We start from the raw sequence: 13,637 nt of genomic DNA, 5'->3' as shown, positions 1-13,637 counted from the left end.
GCGTACAGGGCCGCTAGAGGATGGGGCCGTTCACCACGGCTGCCGCGCGTTTCTGAAGCGAGCGTGCGATCCGTTCGGCCGGAAATCCGAGCTGGGTCATTCCAATCCCGACGTCGAAAATTTCCGAATAGTCGGCGATCAGCCCCTTCTGAAAGCGGAACCTGCCCATTCCTTCCATGGTCACGCGCGTTCCCTTGGCGCCTGGCAGCAGGGAATCGTAATGGAAGCGGTACGATCCGTAGGCGAGGCCTGCTCCCTCACAAATATCTTTGTAGACCCACTCCAGATTCTCGGAATGCGCGTGGAAATGATCGTCGATCATGGCCGCAATCGCTTCACGTCCGCAAAACGCCCCGTAGAACCCGTCGTGATACACGCCGTCGTCAGTGAAGCATTCCGCAAGCTTGGCGCCGGGGCCCGTACAGGCGGCACGGGTGAACCGCGCGATGAAGGCGGCGAGATCATCGGGATTGTCAGCAGAAAGGGTCATAGCCATCCTCTGAGAAGTGGTCTTCGGTGCGGTCGACGTGCCATCCGAGCGTGTGATCAGCGGCGCCCACAATAACGCGTAGGTCGACGGGCTGAGCCAGCCGCATCACCGGTATCCGGAACTTCCGTCAAGAGGTCGAAGTGGGTTGCGGCCACTTGATTCATCGGCTATGAACCTGCGAATAATTGTTACTTGCAATGGATGCTCAATGCGTGTCCTGACCCTTGCGCTGACGCTCACAATTGCCGGCTCCTCGATCTTGGCTGCCACCCCGGCAGCCGCCGAGTCAGTCAATCTGTATTCGTCGCGCAAGGAAGCATTGATGCGCCCGCTCCTGGACGCGTTCACGGCGAAAACGGGTGCGGACGTCAGGATCGTGGCCGCATCCGGCGGGCAGCTTATCCAGCGCATGATCGCGGAAGGCGAGTATTCGCCGGCCGACGTCCTGCTGACGGTTGACGCCGGCAACCTGTGGCGGGCCGTCGACGCAGGCTTGCTGCAACCGGTCGACTCGGAGTTTCTCCACAGCGTGGTCCCTTCTGACTATCGGGATCCCGGCAACCAGTGGTTTGGATTGAGCCTGCGCGCCCGCGCCGTCGTCTACGCAACGGACCGGGTCAGTTCCTACAGCATCGCCACAGACCTTGGTGGCTACATTGATCTTGCGGCTTCCACCTGGGAGGGAAGGGTGGCCGTGCGTTCCAGTAGCAACATTTACAACCAGTCACTGATCGCGGCGGTCATTGCCAATTTTGGGCCTGAGAGGGCGGAGCAATGGGCCCGCGGTGTTGTCGGCAACCTTGCCCGCCCCCCGAGTGGCGGTGACCGCGACCAGATCCGGGCCGTGGCCGCGGGCGAAGCCGATGTGGCGATTGTCAACAGCTACTACTACGCATTGATGCTCGGTTCGGAAGAATCTGATTCCATCAGCAATACGGCGCTTCACTTCCCGGCCGACGATCGGATGGGCACGCACGTCAATGTCAGCGGCGCCGGTGTTGCCCGCCACGCGCCCCATCCCGAGCTGGCACTCGCCTTTATCGAGTTCCTTGCCTCTCCGGAAGCCCAGTCTCTGTACGCAGAGATCAACAACGAGTTCCCGGTACATCCCGATGTGCAGCCGAGCGGCGAAGTGGCCAAATGGCAGAGTTTCACACCCGATGACGTTCCCGTGGTGGAATTCGGCAAGTTGAATGCTGATGCGGTCCGGATCGCCGATCGCGCGGGCTGGAAGTAGGCATGATGGGCGCCGCCCTGGCCCGCCTGAGCAGCGCCGGGCGCCGCATCCGTACGCTGAACAGCTGGACGTGGACCGCGTCGGTGACATCGCTGCTGCTGGTCGGGCCACTCCTGGTAGTGGTGTTCGGCCTCTCGGCACCAGCCAACGATCTGTGGCCGCACCTCGTTGATACGGTACTCGCTGGTTACATAGTCAACACGGTCGGGATCGCCCTGGGAGTGGCGTTGGGGACCGCGATTCTCGGGGTCAGCACGGCTTGGCTGATCGCCATGTGCGATTTCCCGGGACGTGCGTTCTTCAGTTGGGCGCTGGTGTTGCCGCTGGCCCTGCCCGGCTACATCGCAGCCTTTGTCTACGGTGACCTGCTCGAGTTCGCTGGGCCCATCCAGACAGCGTTGCGGGATTACTTCGACTGGGGCAAGGACGACTACTGGTTTCCCTCGGTGCGTTCACCGCTTGGGGCGACCGTCGTGCTTTCCCTCGTGCTCTATCCCTACGCGTACCTCCTCGTCCAGACGGCGTTTGCAACCCAGTCGGCGACATTGATTGAAACCGGCCGCTTGCTGGGCCGGGGGCCGGTTCGAATCTTTCGCACTCTCGCGGTGCCGCTGGCGCGTCCCGCCTTGGTCGCCGGCTGTGCGCTGGCAGTCATGGAAACGCTGAATGATATCGGCGTCATGGAGTTGTTTGGCATCGGAACCTTTACGACGGGGATCTACCGAGCATGGTTCGGGTTCGGGGATATCGGTGCCGCGGCCCGGCTGGCTACCGTCCTGCTGCTGGTGGTCCTTGCGGTCTTGTGGGCGGAACGACGGCTGCGCAAGTCGCTCCGCTACCATCCGGAAAACGATCGGAGCCGACCCGTTATCCGGTATGTGTTGCGCGGCCGGCGGGCGGCGATGGCCATGCTCGGCTGCGGGTTGCCGGTACTACTTGGCTTCGTGCTACCCGCCGCCTTTCTCGCTTGGTGGCATCTGCGCGCCGGCGCCCCGATCGATCCCGCGTTCCCTGCGATCATGCTGAACACTCTGGGCCTGGCACTCGCCGCTACAGCCCTGACTGTGGCGATCGCGTGGTTGGTGGTGTTCGGCCTGCGCCTTGATCCAGCCATCGTTCGCCCGTTTGCCCGGACTGCCGGCGCGGGATATGCGGTGCCAGGCGTGGTCGTGGCGGTTGGCGTATTGGGATTGTGCTCGTTGTTCGATCACGCTGTGGATGACGTGAGCCGGATGATATTCGGGGCTGGCACCGGCCTGCTGCTGTCCGGGACCGTGACCGTACTGCTGTTTGCCTATGCGGTCCGCTTTCTCGCCGTATCGATGAACGCGCTCGAGAGTTCGTACCACCGCATTCCAGGCACTCTCGACGCGGCTGCGCGGACATTGGGAGTGTTCCCTCGCGGCATGTTGGTCCGGGTGCACGTGCCACTTCTCCGTGGGGGCATTGCCACCGCCGCGGCCCTGGTGTTCGTTGAGGTGATGAAGGAACTCCCCGCCACGTTGATCCTGCGACCATTTGATTTCAACACGTTGGCAGTGCGAGCGTTCGAAATGGCGCAGGAAGAAAGGATGGCGGACGCGGCTCTCCCTGCCATTGCGATTGTTGCCGTTGGGCTGGTTCCCCTGATCGTGCTGTCGCGGCGCTTCCTGCAGCCAAGCGTTGCGGCCGAGACCTCATCCTGACCGAAAGAGGCTGCCCGGACCGTTGCCACCGTCGAATCGGCACTGGTCCTGCCCCGTTCCGTTGCTGGCGACCTACCATCTTGGACGGTACGGCGCGAGTTCATCACGCAAACCACCACGATGTGCCGGTCACCCAACGAGCCGAACCGCCCGTGGAAGACGTGCAAGGTTCCGGAACTTGCGCACTTTGCCATTGCTTCTTGGGTCAGATAGATGCGATGGTGGCATGTTCGACAGCGCGGACCTGAGAATGATGGCAGGTGAATCGAAGCGCGGTTTGGAAGTCCGGGGCCTGTCGGTTCGATCGCAGGCCAGTGGAAAGCCGCTGATTACTGACATTTTCCTCGATGCCAAGCACGGAGAGGTGCTGTGGATTGTCGGACCGTCCGGAGCGGGCAAGACCACGTTGCTGCGGGCCATCGCCGGCATCGAACACATTCACGGTGGCTCCATCGTCGTTGATGGCCGCGTATTGGCCAACAGGTCCATCGAAGTACCACCGGAACAGCGCCGGGTGGGGATGGTGTTCCAGAATGCCGCGCTCTTCCCGCATCTGAGCGCCGCAGACAACGTGGCGTTCGGCCTCAACGGGCGAGCCCGCCCGACTCGTGCCACGCGGGCGCAGGAGATGCTGGAGCGCGTAGAACTTGCCGACGTTGCCGAGCGCCTGCCGCACACGTTGTCCGGGGGTGAAGCACAACGGGTTGCGCTTGCAAGAGCTCTCGCCACCGATCCGGACGTGATGTTGCTCGACGAGCCGTTTGCCGGCCTTGACCCGCAACTTCGGACCGACCTGGCTGCCGCGGTTTGCCGGGTTCTTCGTGATTCCGGGACCGTCGCGGTCCTCGTCGGCCACAATCCGGAAGATGCGATGCGGTTTGCCGACCGCATCAGTGTGATGCACGACGGGAGGGTCCTACAGCTTGGTACGCCGGAGGAAATCTATTCGCATCCCAACGACGCCTTTTGTGCGGGGATCCTGGGGCATGTAAACCGGATACCGGTGAAAGTGCAGGGTGGACAGGTGACCACGCCGTTCGGGCCGCTCGGAGCGCCCGGATTTTCGGAAGGCAGTGCAGCCGAGCTGCTGGTGCGGGAAGAAGGGTTGCTGCTCGGTGACGGAACCCCCGTGACGGTTCGAAGCGTTCGCAGCCTGGGGGCGCTCGCCGTGGTCGCGATCCAGCCACGAGATGACAGCGGAATTCTGCATGCCCGCGTGCCGGCCGATTCGGCGCCCGCTGAAGGTGCCGAGATCCTCGTGCGGCTGGATCCCGCGCGGGCGTTCGTGTTTCCAACAGACGGTTGATTGTTGCGGAACGGCCCATCTTTGCCATACTGAGCATCGCGGGTTGCGTCCCCCAACCATGGCGCAGTCGGAGGTTCTAGGGCCATGGGCATTGGCATTTGGCAAGTCATTCTGATCCTTGCGATCGTTCTGATTCTTTTTGGCGCCGGCAAGCTGCCCCGAGTGATGGGCGATCTGGCCAAAGGGATCAAGAGTTTCCGTTCCGGCATGAAGGAAGAGGTCGCGGCTGATGCCGACGGGCCGAAGGAAGTAGCGCACGAAGCGACGGGTGCTGAAGATGCCGCACCTGCGGCCGCCGCCACCGCGAAAGCCGACGAATCGGCCAAATCGTAACGGCACGGCCCGGCGTGCACCGAGGCTTTGATGCTGGACATTGGCTGGACGGAAGTCCTTGTCATCAGTGTGGTGGTGCTCTTTGTCGTTGGGCCGAGGGATATCCCGAAAGTTCTCCGCACGGTGGGGCAGTGGGCAGGAAAGATTCGCGCGCTGGCCAAGGAGTTCCGTGAATCGGTGGATGATGCGGTCCGCGAGGCCGAGCTCGACGAGGTCCGAAAGACGGTGGAATCCGCCCGGAGCGGCTTCCGGCACGAGATCCGATCCACGATAGATCCGGGCGGCGAACTCACCCGGTCGCTGCAGGACATCCGAGTACCGTCCGATTCGAACGGATCCGCCAATTCGGCCGTCGAGGAAGAGACACCGAAGACGGTCGAGCCGGAGCCAATCCCGCCGAGCCCGCCCCCGGCGCGCCCGCCGACCATGCCGGGCGGAACTCCCTTGGCACAGCCCGCCGGGACGGTTGCCCGCACCGCGTCGGAGCCCAAGGAGCCCGCTTCGCGCCCGGTAGGACTCCGCCATGTCCGCGCCGGCGATCCCGAACAAGGCAGCGACGAGGCCTAGTTTCGGGAGATGGCGTCGCGAACAGACCGGGATGAAGCGGAGATCGAGGCCTCCAGGGCACCCTTAATCGACCATCTAATCGAATTGCGCGACCGCCTGAAGTGGGCGGTCGTCGCTTTTTTCGTCTGCTTCGTGATCGCGTATGTCTTCGCCGAAGACATCTACGCATTCTTGGTCAGACCGCTCGCGAAGATTTACGAGGAGCGCGGCGTCGAGAATCCGCGCATGATCTACACAGCGCTGACCGAGGCGTTCTTCACCTACCTGAAGGTCTCATTTTACGCCGCACTCTTTGTCTCGTTTCCCGTCATCGCGACGCAGCTGTACAAGTTCGCCGCACCGGGACTGTACCGCACTGAGCGCCGTGCATTTCTGCCGTTTCTGGTCGCCACGCCCGTGCTGTTCGCCCTGGGCGCCACGTTGGTCTACGCCTTCATTTTTCCGCTCGCCTGGTCCTTTTTCCTCTCGTTCCAAACCGCCGGAGTCGATACCGGTCTGGCCATTGAGCTTGAGGCCAAGGTCAACGAGTACCTGTCGCTCGTCCTGAAGCTCATGTTTGCCTTCGGCCTGGCATTCCAATTGCCGGTCGCCATCACCTTGCTAGCCCGGGCGGGGCTCACGACCGCCGCCGCCCTGCGAAAGCGGCGAAAGTATGCGGTGGTCATTGCGTTTGTCGGCGCTGCCCTCCTGACGCCGCCGGACCTGATCAGCCAAGTTGGCCTCGGGATCCCGATCATCGTGCTGTTTGAGATCTCCATCCTGTTGGCCGCCGCTATGGAGCGGCGCTACGCGCGAGAACATGACGATCTCCCGGATGACGACAACGACGGCGACGACGCGCCACCCGATGACGGGCCGGACGATGACATTCCTGAAACCGATTATCACATGGGCAGATAGGCTGACGTTCCATGTTTGCGATGTCGTGGATTCGGGCGAATCCGGAGCAGTTTGACGCGGGTCTAGCACGGCGCGGGCTCGAACCGCAGGCAACCGCAGTGCTCGAAGTGGATACCCGCAGGCGCAAGTGCCTGACCGACCTGCAAGCCGCACAGACAGAGCGGAACGCGGCCAGTCGCGACATCGGGGCGCGGAAGGCTGCCGGCGAGGATGTGGCGGATCTCGTGCGGCAGGTAGGTGACCTCAAGCGCTCGATCTCCGAGCTCCAGACATGCGCCGACCAGCTGGACGCTCAGGTTCAGACCATGCTGTCGGAATTCCCGAACCTGCCCGACGCTGACGTCCCGGACGGCCCCGACGAGCGCGCGAATCAGGAACTCCGGCATTGGGGCGAGCCGCCTACGTTCGCGTTTGAGGCCCGTGACCATGTGACCCTGGGAGAAGCGCTCGGCTTGATGGATTTCCAGCGATCCGCCCGCATGTCCGGGGCGCGGTTCGTGATTCTGACGGGCGCGCTCGCCCGCCTCGAGCGAGCCCTGACTACTTTCATGATGGACCTGCAGACCCAGGAACACGGCTACCAGGAAGTCAGTCCGCCCGCGCTGGTACGCGAGGCCGCCCTGTTCGGGACGGGTCAGCTACCCAAGTTTGCGGAAGACCTGTTTCAGACCACCGACGGGTACTGGCTCATTCCTACCGCCGAGGTGCCGCTCACGAATCTGGTTGCCGGAGAAATTCAGGACGGCACCACGCTCCCTCGGCGGTACACCGCCTTAACGCCGTGCTATCGGGCTGAAGCCGGCGCCGGCGGCCGGGACAATCGCGGCATGATCCGGATGCACCAGTTCAGCAAGGTTGAACTGGTATCGATCACTCGCCCCGAAGATTCGGACGCTGAACTGCGACGCATGACGCGCTGCGCTGAAACTGTGCTGCAGCAACTGGGCCTTGCTTACCGCGTGGTCTTGCTCTCGAGCGGCGACATGGGCTTCTCGGCGCGCAAGACTCTCGACCTCGAGGTCTGGCTGCCTGGTCAGGAGGCGTTCCGGGAAATTTCCAGCTGTTCCAACTGTGGTGACTTTCAGGCCCGTCGCATGAACGCCCGGTATCGTCATCCGGATTCCGGAGATCTGCAGTATGTCCACACGCTGAACGGATCCGGTGTGGCAGCCGGACGATTGCTGATCGCCGTGATGGAGAACTACCAGGAAGCGGACGGATCCATCACCGTTCCTGTCGCCCTGCGACCCTACCTTGGTCACCTCGAGCGGATTTCCGCCACTTCAACCTGACAATCAGACCTTCATCAACAGGAGATCCATGATGGAATACGTGAGCTTTGGACGTACGGGTACCAAAGTTTCAAAGCTTTGCCTGGGCATGATGACGTTCGGCACCCCGGGTTGGCGGGACTACGTGATGGAGGAGGGACCCAGTCGGCCGATCATCAAGGCGGCAGTCGACGCCGGAATCAATTTCTTTGATACGGCGGACGTCTATGCGCTGGGAGGCAGTGAGGAAGTGACAGGCCGGGTGTTAGGAAGCCTTCTCCGGCGTCACGAGTACGTGCTGGCGACCAAGGTCTTTCAGCGCATGGGTGATGGTCCGAATGAGCGCGGCCTGTCACGCAAGCACATCATGGAGAGTATCGACGCCTCGCTTCGTCGACTCGGCACCGACTACGTTGACCTCTACATCATTCATCGCTGGGACCGCGAAACTCCCATCGAGGAAACGATGGAGGCGCTGCACGACGTGGTGCGAGCCGGCAAGGCTCTGTATCTCGGTGCCTCCAGCATGTACGCCTGGCAGTTCATGAAAGCTCAGGCCGTTGCGCGGCAGAATGGTTGGACGCCGTTCGTGTCAATGCAGAATCACTACAATCTGATCTATCGAGAGGAAGAGCGGGAGATGATCCCGCTGTGCACTGACCAGGGTATTGCGGTCACCCCGTGGAGCCCGCTTGCCAGAGGCTTCCTTGTCGGCAATCGACACCGCCAGGGCGGCGGCGGCACCGTGCGCGCCAAGACCGACGACATCGCCCAGAGCATGTACTACCGGGATATCGACTTTGCGATTGCCGACCGGGTTGGAGAAGTTGCAGAGCGTCTGGGGGCTTCCCGACCGGAAGTGGCGCTTGGCTGGCTGCTGGCGAAACCAGCCGTGACCGCGCCGATTGTCGGGGTGTCGAGCCAGGAACAGCTGGACACGCTGTTGAAGGCAGTCGATCGGTCGCTCGACGCGAGCGACATGGAGTATCTGGAAGAACTCTACGAACCGCGCGCCGTCGCCGGTCATTCATGAGTCCGGACTGGCGGATGGGGAGGGATTCGAACCCCCGGATTCCTTGCGGAATCGCCGGTTTTCAAGACCGGTGCTTTCGACCACTCAGCCACCCATCCACTTCGGCCATCGCCTGCGGAGACTACGGCCACAACACGACGCCTGCCAACCTCCGGTCGTCTGGTGACCCTGCACCGGACGCGACCTGAGTACATCAACCGCGAGCCTCGACCAACGACCATGAACAGCAATGAATACGCCATCCCCATCGGTGATTTGGTTGCCGAATTCCTCGACGCAATCGGAGTGACCACGGTTTTTGGCGTGGTCTCGATTCACAACATTCCGATGCTGGACGCCATCGGACGCCGAAACGCGATTCGATTCGTGATGGGGCGCGGAGAGGCCGGAGCCGGGCACATGGCCGATGCGTACGCCCGCGTGTCCGGTGAACTGGGTGTACTGATCACCAGCACCGGTCCCGGGGCTGCAAACGCCGCCGGTGCCCTGGTGGAGGCCGGCTTCGCCGGCACCCCGCTGCTCCATCTGACGGGTCAAACCGCCAGCGGATACCTGGAACGCGCCCAGGGTCCGGTGCATGACGCGCCGAACCAGCTTGGCATGCTTGAAGCCGTATCAAAGGGGGCGTTTCGGGTGCGGAGCCCGGAGACAGCGTTCGGGACATTGGTAAAGGCCGCCACCCTCGCATTGAGCCCGCCGACAGGCCCGGTCAGTGTCGAGATTCCAATCGACATTCAACGAGACGTGATCGCCCGCCCCGGGGGGCTCGATTTCCTGAGCCTGCCGGTACCGCAACCCAACCCGGGCACTGACGCCGGTCTCGACGCGATCGCGGCCCAGGTGGCCGGTGCCCGTCGTCCATTGCTGTGGACCGGCAATGGGGCCAAGCACGCCAGAAACGCCGTGAAACGCTGGATCGACCTCGGTATTCCGCTGGCAACCAGCTGGAACGGACGCGGTGTCGTTTCGGAGCAATGCCCCCTTGTGCTCGGGCCCTTGGTGACCACCCCTCGAGGACTCGAATTCCTGAAGTCGGTTGACCTGTTGGTCGTGGTCGGGTGCCGGCTGCGCGGACAGGAAACCGTCGACATGAGTCTCACGCTACCTGACCGCCGGATTCATATTGATATCGAGGCGTCCGCTTCGGGACGTACTTACCCGGCCGATCTGTTCCACGTTGCCGAAGCCGGGGCAGCGCTCGACTCGATCGCCGACCGACTTGACCAGATGTCGCTTTCGATCGCACCCGACCACGGCACCGATGCTGCGGCCAGCAAGGATGAGGCAGCGACGAGCTATGCGGACGCCCTCGATGCCTACCGGGAGTTCCCCGCCCGCATGCGGGATGTCATGCCGCCGGACGCCATCTGGGTACGGGACATCACGCTTGCGAACAGCACCTGGGGAAATCGAATCTTCCCGCTAAACGATCCGCGCACCAACGTGTTCCCGGTGAGCGCCGCTATCGGTCCGGGCCTGCCGTTCGGTATCGGAGCGGCAATCGGGGCCAACGGTCGCAAGGTCGTCTCCATGTGCGGCGACGGCGGTTTTTGCCTCAGTCTGGCGGAGGTGTGGACCGCGGTGCAGGAACAATCGGATGTCGTCTTCGTTGTCATGAACGACAACGGGTATGGGGTCATTCGCCACATTCAGGACGCGCTGTACGGCGGACGGCACTATTTCGATAACCTGCTCGCCCCCGACTTCGGGAAGCTGGCTGAACTTGCCGGGCTTCACTATGCGCGCGTCGAAACGTCCGATGAACTAACGACGGCCATGCAAGCAGCACTGGCAGTGCGCGGCCCAGCACTGGTCGAGGTCGATATGGCGTCGATCGGCGAGTACCCTCGTTACTTCAAGCCCCCGCCGTACACGCGGCAGAAGCGCAAAGAAGCAGCGTGAGCGGAAACGAGGCTGCAGCCTGGCCTATTCAGCACTGATTGCGAAGAGTTCCGCGATCATGTGTTGGCGCTGTCCGTCGACGCCCCGCAGGCCGACCCCCGGCTCTGCGTGAGGACTTGCCGATGCCGCGCTCAGCTTCCGTCGATGGCCTCGAGATGCTTCAGGACTTCCTCGTGCATCAGTCGCTCGTACGCGTCTTCCTTCGGCGCAGCCTCGATGCGCGCGAGCAGTTCTTCAACCTGACCGCGGTAGTCATCATCGTCTAGCATCAGCAGGCCGATAGCGTGACCGGCCATCACGATGACATTGTCGGGACCAAGTTCCGTGGCCCGCTGGTAGTGGGCGATGGCCTCATCTTCGCTGGCGCCGTAGATCAACGCGCCCAAGAACCCGGCCGCGTTGATGATCCGGGCATGCCAGCCGGCCACGGCCAAGTGCCCGTATAGGAAGTCCGGATCGAGCTCGAGGCCCCGCCGCATGGAGGCGATCGTCTTTTCCGCATAGCCGCCGCTCAATGCCTCGGTGGTAGGCAGGGTTTCGGCGTAACGGCCCATGGCGTGGGCCAATTCCTGGTGGGCAAGCGGGTTGGAGTCGTCAAGCTCAACCGCCTTTTCCGCAAGATCGATGGCCCTTAGCAGCGTCGACTGCGCTTCTTCCCGGGTCGGGGCGAGATGATGCCCGTAAATGGCCAAAGCTTGCGCGCCCAAGGCATATCCCTCGGAGGTGCCAAGGCCCTCGGCGAGGTCAGCCGCCTCGAGGAACCTGCCGTCAAAGCGGGCAGTCAACACCTCGTCGACGGTTTGGGCCGCAGCGGCGCCGGGAAACAGTACGGGAATCGCGAGTAACGCGATGAGTCTTGAAACGTTGACCACCGGACACCTCTGATGTTGTGGCTCGGACGTGACCGATTGTATCGGTTGGCAGGACCACTGACATCTGTCGTCCTAGCTGACGTTGTCCCGGAACGCTGACCGTCCAAGATCACTTTGCATCCTGTCGATGGCCCATGTTGCCGACCATCCCGAACACAGGTTTCGCCCGAGACGGGTTCAGTGACTGCAGTCCCCCAGGGAAGGTCGGTTCCCGGGATGCGAGGGGGCGACCTATTGGTTCATATGGACCGAATTCGACCATCGAAGGCCAAGTGCCTTCTCGGCACTGCCACGGCTGTCTTCCGCGGTCAAAACCAGCTTCGGACAGCTGCTGACGGAATGGGTCCCCCGATCGCTCCGTCCATCCTGCTGGACGGTAGATTCCCGGCTCAAGCCACGCGTGCAAAGGAATTGTCCCCGCGATGCGCCAGCCTGCACTCCTCGCCATAGATCAGGGCACCAGCAGCAGCCGGGCCATCGTGTTTACTCTTGACGCGGTCCCGCTGGTCGTTTCCCAGAAAGAGCTTGCGTCTCGATACGGGCCGGACGGTTGGGTGGAACAGGACCCGGAGGAAATCTGGCGAACCACGCTGGAGACGTGCCGGGAGGCGGTTGGCGTCGCCCAGGACCGTGGGCTGGAGATCACAGCTGCCGGCATCGCAAATCAACGCGAGACAACGGTGGTCTGGGAGCGCAGCAGTGGCCGGCCGGTCTACAACGCGATCGTCTGGCAGGATCGCCGCGGGGCCGGGCGCTGCTCCGAACTGCGACGACAGGGACTGGCATCCGCGATCGTGGAGGCGACCGGCCTGGTCCCTGATTCCTATTTTTCAGCGACCAAACTGCAGTGGCTGCTCGAGCACGTCGAGGACGCTGACGCGGCGGCCGCCACCGGGAAGCTGGCCTTCGGAACGATCGACAGCTTCTTACTGTGGCGGTTGACCGGTGGGCGCGTGCACGCCACCGACGCCACGAACGCCTCTCGGACCATGCTGTTCAACATTGCCACCCAGCAATGGGATCTTGACTTGCTGGAATTGTTCCGGGTGCCGCGTGTGATCTTGCCGGAAGTACGGGACAGCGTGTCCGACTATGGGACAATTTCTGCTGACCTTCTTGGGGCCGAAATACCGATCCGGGGAATCGCCGGTGATCAGCAAGCGGCGGCGGTCGGGCAGACATGCTTCAAGCCAGGCATGGCCAAGTGCACATACGGAACCGGGGCATTCCTGCTGATCAACGTCGGCGGCAGCAAGCCGAAACCTGCGAACGGTTTGCTGGGAACGGTTGGCTCCCGGTTGGCCGGTGAGACCAGCTATGCCATCGAAGGCACGATCTTCAATGCCGGAAGTACCATTCAGTGGTTGAGCGAGACCCTGAGGCTGGTTGCCGATCCCGTCCGCTCATCGGGACTGGCGGCAACCGTGAAGGACTCGGGAGGAGTGGTTCTCGTGCCCGCGTTTACCGGTCTGGGAGCACCGCATTGGGACCCGGAGGCACGCGGCGGGATCTTTGGATTGTCACGTGACACGACGCCGGCCCACATCGTGCGAGCGGGCCTAGAAGCAGTCGCCTATCAGACGCATGATCTCCTCGAGGCGGCCGGCGGCCTCGGGCAGTATGGTCGGCTTCGCGTCGATGGAGCCATGGCGAAGAACGATTGGCTCATGCAGTTTCTTTCAGACGTGCTTGGCGTGCCAGTGGAACGGCCTGCCGTAACCGAGACCACCGCGCTCGGAGCGGCATTTCTGGCGGGACTTGGTGCGGGAACCTATGACGACACGAATGCCGTCGGCAGGCTCTGGAAAGAAGAACGTTGCTTCACCCCGTCCGATGCCGATTGTGCCCCGCACCTGACCCTCTGGCAGGAAGCGGTCCGAAGGGTACGGAAGCGCCCCGGCATCGCCTCCACGAACATCTGATCGCTCCGACGGCGGCCAAAACGTTGAGGTCTCGAAGAGTCTCAGCCTCATCAAGCTTGCAAATCTGACGCATTCGGCCTAGAGGAAGGCCAGTACTCACACGGGAACGGCCCGGTGTT

At 62.7% G+C, this 13,637-nt stretch carries 12 protein-coding genes and 1 tRNA gene; 10 read left to right on the top strand and 3 right to left on the bottom strand.

Translation table 11 applies throughout. The annotated features are described in order from the left end of the window. Positions 1 to 13: 13 nt before the first annotated feature. Positions 14 to 490, bottom strand: a complete 477-nt coding sequence (locus OXH60_00705; protein MDE0710638.1) for a nuclear transport factor 2 family protein — start codon at positions 488 to 490, stop codon at positions 14 to 16. A 208-nt stretch (positions 491 to 698) separates the two neighbouring features. On the opposite strand from OXH60_00705, the gene OXH60_00700 reads away from it, so the two are divergent. From OXH60_00700 to OXH60_00665, 8 genes are all read left to right on the top strand, one after another. Continuing rightward, entirely contained in the window at positions 699 to 1,727 is a 1,029-nt protein-coding gene (locus OXH60_00700; protein ID MDE0710637.1) for an extracellular solute-binding protein, read from the top strand. 2 nt (positions 1,728 to 1,729) lie between these two features. After that, entirely contained in the window at positions 1,730 to 3,412 is a 1,683-nt protein-coding gene (locus OXH60_00695; protein ID MDE0710636.1) for an iron ABC transporter permease, read from the top strand. Between the two features lie 226 nt (positions 3,413 to 3,638). Beyond that, positions 3,639 to 4,718, top strand: a complete 1,080-nt coding sequence (locus OXH60_00690) for an ABC transporter ATP-binding protein (protein MDE0710635.1) — start codon at positions 3,639 to 3,641, stop codon at positions 4,716 to 4,718. Between the two features lie 84 nt (positions 4,719 to 4,802). After that, the gene (gene tatA / locus OXH60_00685) at positions 4,803 to 5,051 is read left to right on the top strand and encodes a twin-arginine translocase TatA/TatE family subunit (GenBank protein MDE0710634.1); all 249 of its coding nucleotides are present in this window, start codon (positions 4,803 to 4,805) and stop codon (positions 5,049 to 5,051) included. A gap of 30 nt (positions 5,052 to 5,081) precedes the next feature. Then, positions 5,082 to 5,618 (top strand): Sec-independent protein translocase protein TatB, encoded by a 537-nt coding sequence (gene tatB, locus OXH60_00680; GenBank protein MDE0710633.1) that lies wholly within the window; start codon positions 5,082 to 5,084, stop codon positions 5,616 to 5,618. A 9-nt stretch (positions 5,619 to 5,627) separates the two neighbouring features. After that, the gene (gene tatC, locus OXH60_00675; protein ID MDE0710632.1) at positions 5,628 to 6,518 is read left to right on the top strand and encodes a twin-arginine translocase subunit TatC; all 891 of its coding nucleotides are present in this window, start codon (positions 5,628 to 5,630) and stop codon (positions 6,516 to 6,518) included. A gap of 11 nt (positions 6,519 to 6,529) precedes the next feature. Then, positions 6,530 to 7,810 (top strand): serine--tRNA ligase, encoded by a 1,281-nt coding sequence (gene serS / locus OXH60_00670; protein ID MDE0710631.1) that lies wholly within the window; start codon positions 6,530 to 6,532, stop codon positions 7,808 to 7,810. A 31-nt stretch (positions 7,811 to 7,841) separates the two neighbouring features. Continuing rightward, the gene (locus tag OXH60_00665; protein MDE0710630.1) at positions 7,842 to 8,822 is read left to right on the top strand and encodes an aldo/keto reductase; all 981 of its coding nucleotides are present in this window, start codon (positions 7,842 to 7,844) and stop codon (positions 8,820 to 8,822) included. 8 nt (positions 8,823 to 8,830) lie between these two features. On the opposite strand, the gene OXH60_00660 is transcribed toward OXH60_00665, so the two are convergent. Continuing rightward, a tRNA-Ser gene (locus OXH60_00660) sits at positions 8,831 to 8,920 on the bottom strand. Positions 8,921 to 9,041: 121 nt separating this feature from the next. Between OXH60_00660 and OXH60_00655 the strand changes: the two genes are divergently transcribed. Next, positions 9,042 to 10,724 (top strand): thiamine pyrophosphate-binding protein, encoded by a 1,683-nt coding sequence (locus OXH60_00655; GenBank protein ID MDE0710629.1) that lies wholly within the window; start codon positions 9,042 to 9,044, stop codon positions 10,722 to 10,724. Between the two features lie 131 nt (positions 10,725 to 10,855). Here OXH60_00655 and OXH60_00650 read toward each other — a convergent pair whose 3' ends face one another. Then, positions 10,856 to 11,596, bottom strand: a complete 741-nt coding sequence (locus OXH60_00650; GenBank protein MDE0710628.1) for a hypothetical protein — start codon at positions 11,594 to 11,596, stop codon at positions 10,856 to 10,858. Positions 11,597 to 12,018: 422 nt separating this feature from the next. Here OXH60_00650 and glpK point away from each other — a divergent pair, with 422 nt between their 5' ends. Further along, positions 12,019 to 13,518: a glycerol kinase GlpK gene (gene glpK, locus OXH60_00645; GenBank protein ID MDE0710627.1), complete on the top strand. Its 1,500-nt coding sequence runs from the start codon at positions 12,019 to 12,021 to the stop codon at positions 13,516 to 13,518. The last annotated feature ends 119 nt before the right edge of the window (positions 13,519 to 13,637 follow it).

Source organism: Rhodospirillales bacterium, from assembly GCA_028824295.1.
Classification (GTDB): Bacteria; Pseudomonadota; Alphaproteobacteria; order TMED109; family TMED109; genus VXPW01.
The sequence above is the reverse complement of the archived record's forward strand: the minus strand, read 5'-3'. Positions and strand labels throughout refer to the sequence as shown.